General features: G+C 31.2%; 16 protein-coding genes. 2 read left to right on the top strand and 14 right to left on the bottom strand.

Going from position 1 to position 14,216, the window contains the following annotated elements; all coding sequences use genetic code 11:
- Nucleotides 1-191 precede the first annotated feature (191 nt).
- On the top strand, nucleotides 192-1,109 hold the full coding sequence (locus E5167_RS11135; protein WP_136844062.1) for an ABC transporter ATP-binding protein: 918 nt from the start codon (nucleotides 192-194) through the stop codon (nucleotides 1,107-1,109).
- Here the strand turns inward: E5167_RS11135 and E5167_RS11130 are convergent, their stop codons facing one another.
- The 8 genes from E5167_RS11130 to pdxA form a co-directional block, all read right to left on the bottom strand.
- On the bottom strand, nucleotides 1,110-1,559 hold the full coding sequence (locus E5167_RS11130) for a 3-oxoacyl-ACP synthase (RefSeq protein WP_136844060.1): 450 nt from the start codon (nucleotides 1,557-1,559) through the stop codon (nucleotides 1,110-1,112).
- A gap of 48 nt (nucleotides 1,560-1,607) precedes the next feature.
- On the bottom strand, nucleotides 1,608-2,723 hold the full coding sequence (locus E5167_RS11125) for an NAD(P)/FAD-dependent oxidoreductase (RefSeq protein WP_136844058.1): 1,116 nt from the start codon (nucleotides 2,721-2,723) through the stop codon (nucleotides 1,608-1,610).
- 76 nt (nucleotides 2,724-2,799) lie between these two features.
- Entirely contained in the window at nucleotides 2,800-4,152 is a 1,353-nt protein-coding gene (gene accC, locus E5167_RS11120) for an acetyl-CoA carboxylase biotin carboxylase subunit (RefSeq protein ID WP_136844056.1), read from the bottom strand.
- Between the two features lie 84 nt (nucleotides 4,153-4,236).
- Nucleotides 4,237-4,716 (bottom strand): acetyl-CoA carboxylase biotin carboxyl carrier protein, encoded by a 480-nt coding sequence (gene accB, locus E5167_RS11115; protein WP_136844053.1) that lies wholly within the window; start codon nucleotides 4,714-4,716, stop codon nucleotides 4,237-4,239.
- A gap of 29 nt (nucleotides 4,717-4,745) precedes the next feature.
- Nucleotides 4,746-5,741 carry a beta-ketoacyl-ACP synthase III gene (locus tag E5167_RS11110; protein ID WP_136844051.1) on the bottom strand — a complete coding sequence of 332 codons (996 nt, stop codon included), beginning with the start codon at nucleotides 5,739-5,741 and terminating at the stop codon, nucleotides 4,746-4,748.
- 180 nt (nucleotides 5,742-5,921) lie between these two features.
- Entirely contained in the window at nucleotides 5,922-6,122 is a 201-nt protein-coding gene (gene rpmF, locus E5167_RS11105) for a 50S ribosomal protein L32 (RefSeq protein ID WP_136844049.1), read from the bottom strand.
- An 8-nt stretch (nucleotides 6,123-6,130) separates the two neighbouring features.
- Nucleotides 6,131-6,670: a YceD family protein gene (locus tag E5167_RS11100; RefSeq protein ID WP_136844047.1), complete on the bottom strand. Its 540-nt coding sequence runs from the start codon at nucleotides 6,668-6,670 to the stop codon at nucleotides 6,131-6,133.
- A gap of 73 nt (nucleotides 6,671-6,743) precedes the next feature.
- Entirely contained in the window at nucleotides 6,744-7,790 is a 1,047-nt protein-coding gene (gene pdxA / locus E5167_RS11095; protein ID WP_136844045.1) for a 4-hydroxythreonine-4-phosphate dehydrogenase PdxA, read from the bottom strand.
- 63 nt (nucleotides 7,791-7,853) lie between these two features.
- Here pdxA and E5167_RS11090 point away from each other — a divergent pair, with 63 nt between their 5' ends.
- Nucleotides 7,854-8,444: a riboflavin synthase gene (locus E5167_RS11090; RefSeq protein ID WP_136844043.1), complete on the top strand. Its 591-nt coding sequence runs from the start codon at nucleotides 7,854-7,856 to the stop codon at nucleotides 8,442-8,444.
- Here E5167_RS11090 and E5167_RS11085 read toward each other — a convergent pair.
- The 6 genes from E5167_RS11085 to E5167_RS11060 all read right to left on the bottom strand — a co-directional run bounded on the left by E5167_RS11085 (nucleotide 8,441) and on the right by E5167_RS11060 (nucleotide 14,216).
- Nucleotides 8,441-8,641 (bottom strand): hypothetical protein, encoded by a 201-nt coding sequence (locus E5167_RS11085; RefSeq protein ID WP_136844041.1) that lies wholly within the window; start codon nucleotides 8,639-8,641, stop codon nucleotides 8,441-8,443. The genes E5167_RS11090 and E5167_RS11085 overlap by 4 nt on opposite strands.
- A 658-nt stretch (nucleotides 8,642-9,299) precedes the next feature.
- Nucleotides 9,300-9,698 carry a hypothetical protein gene (locus E5167_RS11080; RefSeq protein WP_136844039.1) on the bottom strand — a complete coding sequence of 133 codons (399 nt, stop codon included), beginning with the start codon at nucleotides 9,696-9,698 and terminating at the stop codon, nucleotides 9,300-9,302.
- 128 nt (nucleotides 9,699-9,826) lie between these two features.
- Nucleotides 9,827-10,381, bottom strand: coding sequence for a hypothetical protein (locus tag E5167_RS11075; RefSeq protein WP_136844037.1), 555 nt, complete (start codon nucleotides 10,379-10,381; stop codon nucleotides 9,827-9,829).
- Between the two features lie 254 nt (nucleotides 10,382-10,635).
- Nucleotides 10,636-11,292 carry an IS1 family transposase gene (locus E5167_RS11070; protein ID WP_136844035.1) on the bottom strand — a complete coding sequence of 219 codons (657 nt, stop codon included), beginning with the start codon at nucleotides 11,290-11,292 and terminating at the stop codon, nucleotides 10,636-10,638.
- Between the two features lie 369 nt (nucleotides 11,293-11,661).
- Nucleotides 11,662-13,242: a non-canonical purine NTP pyrophosphatase gene (locus E5167_RS11065; RefSeq protein WP_136844033.1), complete on the bottom strand. Its 1,581-nt coding sequence runs from the start codon at nucleotides 13,240-13,242 to the stop codon at nucleotides 11,662-11,664.
- Nucleotides 13,230-14,216 (bottom strand): beta-ribofuranosylaminobenzene 5'-phosphate synthase family protein, encoded by a 987-nt coding sequence (locus E5167_RS11060; protein ID WP_136844031.1) that lies wholly within the window; start codon nucleotides 14,214-14,216, stop codon nucleotides 13,230-13,232. Before E5167_RS11060 ends, E5167_RS11065 begins: the two co-directional genes overlap by 13 nt.

Genomic DNA, 14,216 nt, shown 5'->3' with positions numbered 1-14,216 from the left:
ACTTGCGATACTACTGCTAATTTAAAGCCCAAATTATAATCGCGCTGAGTACGCTTAACTCTTGATTGCTCTTTGTCTTTCATAATAAGTCGTTTTTGTGTCAACTTATTTCAGGACGGGACACATTTAATAAATAAAGCCATCTAGTTTAGATGGCTTTATTTATATTATTTTTGCTGTTAAACATCTATATGCTTCAGGTTAAAAATATCTTTTTTAGTTATCAAAAAACTAAGGTTTTAAAAAATATAAGCTTTTCGATATCTTCTGGTGAAAACCTATCAATTATAGGAGAAAGTGGCTCGGGTAAAAGCACTTTGTTAAAACTCATTTATGGAGAATACGATTTAGATGAAGGCTCAATTCAATGGAAGAACAATTCTATTTTAGGTCCAAGCCATAATTTAGTCATTGGCTATCCTTTTATGAAATACGTCGCGCAAGAGTTTGACTTAATGCCTTATATTACAGTTGAAGAAAATATTGGCAAATACTTGTCAAATTTCTACCCCGAAGAAAAGCAAAAACGCATTAAGGAGCTAATTGAAGTAGTTGAACTAACTGAATTTGCAAAAACAAAAGTGCAATATTTAAGTGGAGGGCAAAAGCAACGTGTAGCTCTTGCAAGAGCTATTGCATTACAGCCTGAAATTATTTTATTAGATGAGCCCTTTAGCCATATTGACAATTTTAAAAAGCAATCATTAAGGCGAAATCTTTTTAACTATTTAAAAGCGCATAGCATTACATGTATTGTCGCTACTCATGATAAGAATGATGTCCTTTCTTTTTCTGACAAAATGATAGTATTAAGTAAAGGTAAAATCATTGCTTGTGAAAAGCCAAAGACATTGTATAACAATCCAAAGTCACCAATAATAGCTTCTTTTTTTGGTGAGTTTAACGTTATAGAGCCTTACGGTATTTTGTACGCTCACCAAATACAATTAGTAGAATGCTCTAATTTAAAAGCTACAGTAAAAAAAAGTTATTACTATGGTAACTATTATTTAGTTGAAGCAATACTAAATAACGAAACTGTGTTTTTTGAAACTAGTTCAAGTTTAAAAAACAACCAAGAAGTTTGCCTAAAAATATCCAAAAACTAACTATTCTATTTTTAGAATTTTTATGGTATTTTGATTGAAAACAATGGTGTCATTTTTACCTTTCCTAATTAATAATTTGCCAATTGGTGTGTTTGGAGAAATGGCGTAGAACTTTTTGCCTTTTGCATTTATTTCGCCAGCACTAATAGCAATAAAATAATTAGCCTTTGTCGTATAAACTACACTACCCAAAGCTATTGTTTTAGTAGTTTTTTTGGGGTCAATCTTAGAAAGCGCTTCTTTTATTTTAGTAATTTCTGCTAATTGATTTCCTGTCTTTTCGCGTTCTAATTGTAACATTGCGCGACCAGTTTCGTGCTTATCACCTACACTACTTTTGGTTTCAGTTTGTAAAGCTGTTTGAATATCTAAAATTGTGTGTTGTATTGTTTGTAAACGATATTCTACAAATTCACAACATTGATTAAATAGATTTTCTTTTACTGTCATACTCATTTATTCAATGAAGTTAGAAATCTTTTTTGATGTAACTTTTGCTTATTCACAAATCAAGTCTCCCAATTCTTTTCCTACCAAACTCCCTATAGCTACTCCCATTCCACCTAATCTAACTCCACAAAATACATTATTAGATACTTGCTTTACAATGGCTTTTTTTTGACTTCCTACTCCCATAATGCCACTCCATCGATGTTCTATTTTAAAAGGTGTTTCTGGCAAAATTGTAGTTCTTAAAAGTTCTTTTAATTTGTTTTGAACGACTTCTGTTTGTCCAAATTTTGAGGTTTCTTCAGTTTTAAAATCTAGGTTTCGACCACCACCAAGCAATATTCTATTATCAATATTTCTAAAATAATAATACCCTCTATCTAAATGAAACGTGCCTTTTATTGGTAATTCTTTTATAGGATTAGTAATCAAAACTTGCGCTCTTGCTGGTTTTACTTCTTCTATACTTAAATGTGAAGAAAATCCATTAGTTGCTATTAATAGTTTAGAGGTTGAAAGCTCAAAATTATTAGTGTCAATTTTAACTAAATTTTGACCTTCTGAAAAAGACTTAACAACTGTATTGTTTAGTATTTTTATTCCTTTTGACAATACCTTTTTTAGCAAAGCCTCCATCATTTTTCCAGTATCTATCTGTCCTTCAAATTGATTGTAAATATAGTTTGGTTTAATATTTTTGAATTGATATACATTATCGTTAATACTAAAAACATTAGCATTAAACATAGGTTTAAGTAGTTTATTTATCTCTTCTTTTTTAGCCAAACATTCTTCAAATAAATTGTCTTGTTTTGAGAATAATTCATACCCTCCTAAGGCTTGATACCTAATATCTTTATCTCCTAATGTTTTTCTAAGTAGTTGTAAGCCATCAACTCGCTTCTTTACAAGCTCTAATACTTCTTCCTTTGAGTGTGATTTTAAATCATCTATAATTTCACTTAAGCTACCAAAGCATGCAAAGCCTGCATTTTTAGTACTAGCCCCTTGCGGTAAAATGCCTTTTTCGAGTATTAAAATTTTAGCTTTAGGGAAGTGTTCTTTTAAATGTAGCGCACAACTAAGTCCGACTATGCCGCTTCCAACGATAGTGTAATCAACATCTACTAACCACGATTTTATTTCCCAATAGGATAATTTCATTTAGTAAAAATAATGCTTTTGGTTGATTAAATATTTATAAATAAAAAAACCTGAATTCTCATTCAGGTTTCTCTTTTTAATCTTTATACTTTTCATCCATTTTGAAATCCTCCATGAACTTAGTGGTATAGTTACCTGCTAAATAATCTGGATGATCCATTAGTTGTCTGTGGAATGGAATTGTAGTTTTAATACCCTCAATGATAAACTCATCTAGAGCGCGCTTCATTTTATTTATTGCTTCTTCGCGTGTTTGAGCTGTTGTAATAAGCTTGGCGATCATTGAATCGTAATTGGGCGGAATTGAATATCCAGCATAAACGTGAGTGTCTAAACGTACACCATGTCCTCCAGGAGCATGTAGCGTAGTTATTTTACCTGGTGATGGTCTAAAATCATTAAACGGATCTTCGGCATTAATTCTACACTCAATTGAATGTAAATTTGGTGTATAATGCTTTCCGGAAATTGGCACACCAGCAGCTACTAGAATTTGTTCACGAATCAAATCAAAATCAATTACTTGTTCAGTTATAGGGTGCTCAACCTGAATACGCGTATTCATCTCCATGAAATAAAAATTTCGATGCTTATCTACCAAAAACTCAACTGTTCCAGCGCCTTCATATTTAATATATTCGGCTGCTTTAACAGCTGCTTTACCCATTTTTTCTCTTAATTCATCTGTCATAAACGGAGAAGGAACTTCTTCGGTTAACTTTTGATGGCGTCTTTGTATAGAACAATCTCTTTCTGATAAATGGCAAGCTACTCCACGAGAATCTCCAACTATTTGTATTTCAATATGTCTTGGTTCCTCGATAAGTTTTTCCATATACATATCGTCATTCCCAAAAGCAGCTTTAGATTCTTGTCTTGCAGAATCCCATGCATCTTTTAAATCTTCGGGTTTCCAAACAGCGCGCATTCCTTTTCCTCCTCCACCTGCAGATGCTTTAAGCATCACTGGGTAACCTGTCTCCTCAGCAAGTTTTTCACATTCTTCAAAATCTTCTATAACACCTTCACTTCCTGGAACACATGGTACTCCTGCCGCTTTCATCGTTGCTTTAGCATTGGCTTTGTCTCCCATTCTATCAATCATTTCAGCCGAAGCTCCAATGAATTTAATATCGTGCTCATCGCATATTTTTGAAAACTTAGCGTTTTCAGATAAAAAACCATATCCTGGGTGAATTGCATCGGCATTTGTGATTTCTGCGGCTGCAATAATATTAGATATTTTTAAGTAAGATTCACTACTTGGTGCAGGACCAATACAAACGGCTTCGTCAGCAAATTTAACATGAAGACTTTCGGCATCGGCTGTGGAATACACTGCAACTGTTTTAATGCCCATTTCTTTGCAGGTTCTAATAACACGAAGTGCTATTTCTCCTCTGTTGGCTACTAGTATTTTTTTAAACATAACTTTTGTTTTAAAAATTTCAAATTCCTAACTCCAAATTCCAAAGATTGGATTTTGAGACTTGTGTTTTGGAATTTTTAATTGTTATGATGGATCAACCAAAAATAATGGTTGATCAAATTCTACTGGCGAAGCATCGTCAACTAATATCTTTACTATTTTACCAGAAACTTCAGATTCTATCTCGTTAAAAAGCTTCATCGCCTCAATAATACAAAGTACGTCTCCTTCAGCAATAGTTTGTCCAACTTCTACAAATAATGGCTTATCTGGAGACGGCTTTCTATAAAATGTTCCTATTATTGGTGACTTTATTGTAATATATTTTGAGTTTTCATCAGCTACTACTGCTGGTGCAGCATCTTGGACTTGTGCGGATGCTGCAGGTGCAGGTGCAACAGCTTGTGGCATTTGTGCCTGAACTGGAACTTGTTGTACTATTGTGGTTTCAGAATCTGATCCTGTTTTGATGGTGATTTTAACATCATCCATCTCTAATTTAACCTCACTTGCACCTGATTTGGCTACAAATTTGATTAAGTTTTGAATCTCTTTTAAATCCATAATTTAGCTATTTAATTTTAGTTAGTTTATTAAGAATTATAGGCCCATTTTAAATAAATAGAGCCCCAAGTAAACCCTCCTCCAAAAGCAGCAAAAATAATATTATCTCCTTTTTTGAGTTGTGATTCGTAATCGTGTAATAATAACGGAAGTGTTGCAGAGGTAGTATTGCCATACTTATGAATATTCATCATAACCTTGCTTGCGTCCAATTCAATTCTATTGGCAGTTGCATCAATAATTCGTTTGTTTGCTTGGTGTGCAGCTAACCATGACACATCATCATTAGTTAAATTGTTTCGCTCTAAAATTTTAACTGCTACATCTGCCATATTAAAAACTGCATTTTTAAATACCGTTTTTCCGTCTTGAAAAACAAAATGTTCTCCGTTTTCGAATGCCTCTTTAGTTATTGGGTAAGAAGAGCCTCCATACTTTGCTTGTAAAAACTCTCTACCTTCTCCGTTGCTTCTTAAGTATTCGTCTTGAACTCCTAAGCCTTCGTTATTGGGTTCAAATAATACCGCTCCGGCACCGTCACCAAAAATGATGCATGTCGCTCTGTCTTTATAGTTTATGAATGAGGAGTTTTTGTCTGCTCCTATAAGCAGTACTTTTTTGTATTTACCAGATTCTATAAAGCTTGATGCTACGGACATTCCATATAAAAAGCTTGAGCATGCTGCCTCTAAATCAAATGAGAAAGCATTTGTAGCACTTATTTTTGTGGCGGTATATGCAGCTGTTGATGCAGCTTTCATGTCTGGTGTTGCAGTAGCAACTATAACAAGTTCTATATCTTTTGGATCTATTCCTCTTTTATTAATCAAGTCTTGTGCGGCCTTGATTGCTAAAAATGAGGTTCCTTTACCTTCTTCTTTAAGGATTCTTCGCTCCTTAATTCCTGTTCTAGTTGTAATCCATTCGTCATTTGTATCAACCATTGTTTCCAATATTTGGTTGGTTAATACATATTCTGGCACATATGCGCCAACAGCTGTAATGGCTGCTGTGATCTTACTCATAGTTTTAGTTTAGTTTTTGAACAAAAATCCACAAAATTGAGTTAAAACATCAAAAAAGTGTTGAAAAATACCATTTTTTGCTCAAATATGATGCAAAATAGGTGTTTTTGACTTCAAAAAAAATTTATCATAAAAAAAACGCTCACAAGTGAGCGCTTAGATATGATGCTTATATATTGCTTATGCTAAATTTTCTTCTTGAGAATTATCTACCAATACTTGCCCTCTGTAATAAAGTTTTCCTTCATGCCAGTGAGCTCTATGATATAAGTGTGCTTCTCCTGTAGTAGGACACGTAGCAATTTGCGGTGCTGTTGCTTTGTAATGTGTTCTTCTTTTATCTCTTCTTGTTTTCGAGATTTTTCTTTTAGGATGTGCCATTTTCTATATTATTTATCCGTTAATAGTTTTTTTAAAGTATTCCAACGAGGGTCAATACTTTCGTTGTTTGTTTTTTCTTCTAAGTTTTTTGGACTTAACTCTTCTAGTTTTTCAAGTATTTCAGAATTTATAGTGCCATCTTGTACACCAGGGTGAATTCTTTTAAATGGAACCGATAATACAATTAATTCGTATATGTATTGCGAAATATTTATTTCGTACTCTGAATGAGGTATAATTAAAATCTCCTCATTTTCGTCGTTGTATTTATTTCCAAACTTGACCACCAAATTAAAGTCACTATTTATAACTTGATTAAAGGGCTCATTTGTTAAATCGCAATTAATATTTACTGTTCCTGTAGCTTTAAAATACAGCTCTAATAATGTTGTTTTTTTATTTAAAACTACAACAATATCGAGATCCGCATCATTAAATTCGTCGTACTCAAAATGTTTAAAGAACTTGTTATCAATTTTATACTCAAAATTATGCTCTCCCTGTTTTAACCCAACAAATTGAATTGTAAACTCTTTCAATATCTTCATCTTCACATTTATTTCGAGCGTGCAAATATATAAAATTTTATTTACCTATTTGTAGTTATAAACATTTTTTTGTTTATATCTTTTGTGTTTGCTTTTTAAGTGGATTGGTCGTCATTTTTTTAAACTGTTGGCGGTTTTTAAAAATTTGAATTCCCGTAAAAAGTGCTTCTTTAAAAGAACTATTGTCTGCTTGTCCTTTACCTGCTATTTCGTATGCTGTTCCGTGGTCAGGGGAAGTTCTAACTCCGCTGAGTCCTGCAGTGAAATTTACGCCTTGTCCAAAGGACAATGTTTTAAAAGGAATTAAGCCTTGGTCATGATATGCTGCAACAATAGCATCGAAATTTTTATAGTTATTAGACCCAAAAAAACTATCTGCCGAATAGGGTCCAAACACTAATTTTCCTGTTTTTCGTATTTCTAATAATGTTGGCCTTAACACCTCATCGTCTTCTTTTCCTATAACACCATTATCGCCTGTATGAGGATTGATGCCCAATACTGCAATTTTTGGTTTTCTTATGCCAAAGTCTTTTTTAAGTGTGTTGTTTATCGTTTCTATTTTTGATGTAATTAGCTTTTTATTGATTTTAGAAGACACTTCGCTTACTGGAACATGATCGGTTAAAAGCCCTACTTTTAAATTTTCGGTAATCATAAACATAAGTCCATCGCCTTCCAGTTCCTGTGAAAGATAATCGGTATGTCCAGGAAAGCTAAAAGATTCTGATTGTATATTGTGTTTGTTTATTGGTGCAGTAACAAGGATGTCTATTTTATTATTTTTTAAGTCGTTGGTTGCGGCTTTAAAAGACTTAATAGCATATTCTCCTATTTTAGCATCTTCTTTTCCAAAGTTAATTGCAACATTTTCTTTCCAAACATTTAGTACATTTAATTTACCATGTATTGCTTGTTCTGGCTTATGAATTCCATTAAAATTTAAATTGCTCTTAAAATGAGATTTTAAAAAAGCAACCACTTTGTTTGACGCATAAATAATAGGTGTACAAAAATCAAGAATTCTATTGTCCTCGAATGTTTTGAGTATTATTTCTCCTCCAATCCCATTTAGATCTCCAATTGATATACCAACTAAAAACTTTTCCTCTTTTCTCATTATAATATCATGAGTTTTGTTTGTAATTTTGATTTTACAAATTTAACCAAATAAAACTGTTTTATGTTTACTGGTATTATTGAAAGTTTAGGAAAAGTTAAGACCTTAATAAAAGACAAAGAAAACCTTAATATAACGATTGAAAGTGATTTAACACCTGAGTTAAAAATTGATCAAAGTGTATCGCACAATGGTGTTTGTTTAACTGTAGTGCATATTGATAATCAACAATACACTGTAACAGCCATAAAAGAAACTCTTAAAAAATCTAATATTGGTAATCTTAAGGTTGGTGATTTAGTTAACTTAGAAAGAGCCATGAAACTAGGCGATCGACTAGATGGCCATATTGTACAAGGACATGTTGACCAAACCGCACACTGTATTAAAGTAATAGAACAGGATGGTAGTTGGGTATTTACTTTTAAATACGACGCGTCATTAGGAAATTTAACCATTGAAAAAGGGTCAATAACCGTAAATGGTGTAAGTCTTACTGTGGTAAATTCAGGAAAAGATACTTTTAGTGTTGCAATAATACCATACACTTTTAAACATACAAATTTTAATAGTTTAAAAGAAGGCTCTAAGGTTAACTTAGAATTTGATGTAATAGGAAAATATGTAAGTAAGCTACAGCAAGTGAGCTGTTAATTCTTAGATTTTGCTGATTTAATAAGATTAAAGTGCTTTATTATCCCAAACAATAAAGCCAAAATAAAAACAAAGAACACACCATTATCTATAGGTAAACCAGGTGGAGGGGATGGATCTGACGGAGGTGGTGGTATAGGTCCTTGATAGGCATATACAACGTTGGTAAAAACAAATAAGATTTGGGTTAATTTCATATTGTTTTTTGAATCATTTTCATGTAAAAGTATGAAAAAAAGCCAGTTATCAAAATATTTATACTATAAAACATCCATGAAGTGACAAAAACATCGATGAAACACTGTTTTGTACTGCAATTGACACTGACTAATTAATTATTAATTTAAAAGAATTTATAACACTTAAACTCTCTTTTTTTATCCCTTTATTTCACAAAAATAAATATTTGTATGTGTTTTCTGCAATTTTTTTCCATTATTAATAATGAAGTTGCTAAAATAAACTTCTTCAAACAAAAAAAGCCTTTCAAGAAATTGAAAGGCTAATGTTTAAAAGTGGGACCACTTGTTCTACTATATAGTATAATCATGTGGGGTACTATAGAGTAATATGGAATTTTTACAATGATTTATTATTCAAAGAATAGTTGTACGGAGTAGTATGGATGTATAAAGTTTTGAGCATCATCAAGATTATCCGTTATTAAAACTACATTGTAATAGACTTCCAGTAAATGAAAAAGTCCCTTTCCCCCAACTCCATACAAACAAAAAAATAGCAACTAACTAGATGTTAACTGTTACATAATTTTACTCTAAATATTAGTTTTTAATTATGTTTTAATCCATGAACTTATTTACTACATTACCCTGAACAATATCCATCACAATAATTTTAGAGACCTTTATAGGTAATTATCAAATAGCTATCATTATTATCTTGATCATTTGAATCTTCAGATGTGACAGTAATAATAGTTGAACCACCACCAGTGGAGATTATTGGGTCTTTAACTGATGCTTGATAAAATGGTCCGTTAGAACCTGCAGGAGAGTATTCAAACAATGCGCTTATTGAATACCCTTGTCGAGTTGCAGGCAAATCATATGAAGTAGCTCCATCCTGAGTTTTCATTGGAATTCCTTCACCTGAACCTGAAAAAACAACTGTTGTTGGACTACTTAATATTGACCATTTAAGTGTTACTCTTTGAAAATATGCTGCATGAGCATTACAGATAATAAGACCTGTAGAGTCTCCATTGACTGGAATTGATACTGGATTAGTTGCCATAATAATGTTTTTTAATTAATAATTATTATTTTGAGTTACAATGAACTCATGTAGCAATAATTAAAACTTAAGGGAGTTAAGTTAAATAGAGTATTAATCGTATTCATTACATTTTTATAATTTAGAAGTTATCCAATCCAAGTTGACATCGTATTAAATATTATTTGTTGCCAGTTTACTCCATTACAATTTACTGGTACTTCATTACTTCCATTAAACCAATGGGGATTGCATGTCCAACTATGATATCCCATTTTGTTTGCTCCATTATAGGGATACATACAAGAGAACCCAATGAAATCTGAGGCAGGTCTGCCAAGAATATCACACATTTGTTGATGCAAGGTTCCAGGAGAATCAAAAGACAATGCTTGGTGCTGAGCACAATTAAGATTTACCGTACCATTATAAGCAGATGGGCTAGAACTTCTAATACCAGGGAATAGGAATATATATCCAGGTCTAACCTCTCCATAACATGCCGTTTGCCAAGTGTTCATTGCCATTAAACCTGTCATTCCATATCCAGAAGCTGCATTGGCAGAAAGTGTTGAATAATTTGAGCGACTTTCAGCAGATACTTTTGTAGTTACTGGAGGAGTTGGACATCCTGTTTCTGCCCTCTTTATTATTTGAATGTCACTGGGCTTTATTTTAAAGCCTTCTAAAAAATCTTGTACCATGATAAAACTTTTAAAGGATTAAACAAATATTTGTCATACAAAAGTCTTTAACTTCTTAATGGTAGAGATTGGGTTCTTAGAATAGAAAAGTAAATATAACTATCATTCTAATACCAAACAATACGTAGTTCTACGTATAAAACATTAAATATAAAGGGTTTAAATAATGTGTAATTGAAGGTTTTCATCAACAAAAAAAAGTCTTTTTCTAACTATATATTAGACAAAAAAAGCAGTTTACTAAACACTAACAGCTATCCCAAAAAGTATATTCTCAAATGTGCTTCTAGATAAGCTTTGCTTTTTGAAAAACAGATTGTTCGTCTGCTTAATCTTTTAATATGAGTGCGTAATGTTAAATTGTTTCTTTCTATAATATTTGTACAATATTGAAACCGTTTATGAATTACTTTTGGGATTAAACTTGGATAAATATTTAATCTGTCTGTGTAAACTCTATTTGGCTCTAGCAATAATACTTTATTGATTAATGGTCTAATAGTCTCTTTCGTTTTTCTACCAACAAAGAAATCAATAACACCTTTTGTTTCTCTTTCTATGGCATAAGTAATCCAAGTGACATTATCTTTATTACCAATGAAACTCCAAATCTCATACACTTCAAATTTACAGCCTAACCTTTGGAAATAAGGCCTTTTAATTTGGTTACTAACCTTCAGCATCCTTGAAAGAACTGTTTTAGTAGAAATATTAATAATTCGAGAAATACTTCTAATACCACATCCTTCTTTTAGTAAGTTTTTAATTAATTCGTTTGTTTTAGAATTATAAGCTTTGTATGAATAATTATTTTGAAAATAGCCTTTACAGTCTTTACAATAATAGCGTTGAAGATTATTTCTTTTTCCTTTTTTAATGGTGTTGGCCTGATGGCAATATTTACATTTCATTATAACAAATATAGCCAAGCGCCAATTTACAACACGTAAGGATTTTAATCTCTTATTTTATGCCTTCTAACAAGTTTTCAATGTATCAAAGAACCAAAAAGACTCCCATTAAGGAGTCTACTTTGTTTATAATTAATTCATTTTCAATGATTAAAATTTAACTATTTCTAAAAGCGCCAGTTTACTACATTACCTGTTTTAGCTTAACAAAAAAAGCCCTGAACAATCTATTGATTTTCAAGGCTTTACAAATAATTAAAGTGGTCCCACTTGGGCTCGAACCAAGGACTATAATACGCTTAAAGTCAAATAATTATGTGGAAAATAGATGTTTTACATTCCTTTTTACACTCTTTTTACAACTTTATATTAAGTTTTCAATAAAATAGCTCTAGAATACCCAGTATTAGACAATCTATACATTGTTTTATTATTTATTAATTTAATTTCAAAATAAGGGTGATAATCTTGATTAAAGTATCTGCTTATATTATTCTTACTCTTAGGGTTATTTTTATGATGATCTAATTTATTAATTAAATGACTTATTTCTGTAGTTGTATAATACGTATTTTTCTGTTTCTCCAATGACAATGCTACTAATATTGCATTTTCTAAACTTCTTGCACTCCATAAAGCTTTGTAATATCCATTTTTTTGCTTAATGAAATTAATTAGAGGTTTATGATATCGTTTTTGGAACATTTGAAAATATTTCTTAATAGAACTTTCATTACAAATAGTAGAATTAATTAGTTCATTTTCAATTTCCTTAAGCCCCATTAATTCTTGCTGAGAATTCTTCTTTTTAAAAGCTTCTAAACTAGTTACCGCGTCTAATCTATTTCTTAATTTTTCTCTTTCAAATCTAATTTCAATATCTGCATTTATATATAATTGAGAAATACTTAAATCTCCTAAATAAGAGTTTTCAAAAATTTCTATTTCTTTTAAATCTCTAAATCCCGTTATGACAATTGGAATATTTTCAATATGCTTAATATGCTTTAAAATTCTATTAACAACTATACCTGGATTATTCAGTAAAACTTCTCTAGCAAAGTCACCTATCTTTACGTTTGAATCAACACCATGCCTCTCATAGTAATTTAAGTACATAAAATCACTGGCTTCGATATGATAATATTGATATTTTTCCATTAAATATTCAGCAAGAGTTGTCTTTCCTGAGCAAGTTGGACCACAAATAATAAAAAGTAAAGGTTGAAACAAAGCCAGTTGTTTTCCTTTTTTTTCTGAATCAACTAATAATTGTCTAAACTTTATATAACCTTTTGAGTGAAGAAAGTCTAACATTTGGTCAAAAGCTCCTTTTCTGAAATCATTCAAATCTGCATCATCAATTTCAAGCAAACTAATCGGTTTATCAAAACCTTGAGGAACAAACCATTTGTTAAATGTCCTATTATTTAACCAAGGATATAATGGCTGTGTTTCAATTTCAAACTCTTGTTCGGTAAAAAATCCTTCAGAAGTACTATAAAATTTAACATAAGGATTGGGTAATTTTAAATGCAATTGTAATCTTTTAGGAATAACCAAAATTACATCTGATCTTACCGTAACTTTTCTATTTTCTCCTTTGCTCTTTAGTAGCTCGTTTATTGAATTAAAATTATTTTCATTCATCCAATATTTTATATCTACCCCTGGAATTTCATTGTTTTCAGAGCTTAACGCATGAATCTTTACGGATGTATCTTCAATGAAGAAAAACTTTTCCTCTGGGTTAGAAACATTTTTAGAAAACCTTTTTATTGCATCTTCAATACTACTTTTTAAAAGGCTTTCTCTATCATAAATTCTAGGTTCTTCATATCCAACACCGTAGTTTTTCTGCTTAGATATTTTAATCTGATATTTAGAACACAAATGCCTAGCATGTGCAAGTTTTTCATTATTAGATGTTATAAAAATTAATTCAAACATTTAAACTCCCTTCCTTTATTGTTGGCTTTTGTAACAAAAACATCTATTCTATTACCGTACAACTTTTTAATTAATTTCACGGTACTTTTTAAATCGCTTGAAATAAAAAATAACGTTGGGCCTAAACTAGACATACCAACTGTTTCAGCCCCAAATGACACTAAATCCTTTTCTAATTTATTGAGTAACTCTCCATATAAAGATCTTTCTTTTTGCTTCCATTCTGTTTTCTGAATATTAGAGCAGGCATCATTAAAAACGTTAATGTTGTTTTCTAAAAAACTTGGAACAATGCCATAGGTACAATGATATAATATTTCATAAACAGATTCTGGTTTTATTGGAATCGTATTTTTAAAAAACTCTTCCTCCTCCTTCTGGGTTTTAAAATTTATAAATTTTGGAATACATATTCCAAATTCCCAATTTGGTGTTTTCCCATTTTTAAGTAATAAAGAACTTCCCTTTATCCCTTCTCTTAAGTTTGACGGTAATATCTCATCGTTATTCTTTACGTGCCCTAAATCCATAACAAACCCTCCATCAAAATAAGTTCTAATTCCTATTCCAGAAGTTTTACCTCTACCAGATAAAGAGATAAGTAATCGTCTATCATATGCGTAGTCATTAATTTTAAATAATGCTTCAATAGCTGCTAATCTAATTGACGTACCCGTCCCAAATCCATAATGAGTTGGACAATTTCCCTTAATATTTATAGCAATGTTTAAGTTGAATTTATAATTCTCTATTATAGAGTTTATAACATTTTTTACATTTTCAGATTCTTTGTTATTAAATGGAATATTCCTATAATCATTTATTTGAAAATCTTTAGATGGTTTTATTGTTAATTCTAAATTTGGAGATTCAACTGAAAAACCCAAACCTCCATTTATACGATATCCGTTTGGAGTCATAGAAATTAAAGTCAAGTGCAAACGAGGAAATATTTTAATAAAAATTTCTTTCAT

It is taken from the genome of Pontimicrobium aquaticum (assembly GCF_005047595.1).
GTDB classification, from domain to species: Bacteria; Bacteroidota; Bacteroidia; order Flavobacteriales; family Flavobacteriaceae; genus Pontimicrobium; species Pontimicrobium aquaticum.
Note: the sequence above shows the minus strand (reverse complement) of the source record. Positions and strands in the feature narration are given on the sequence as shown.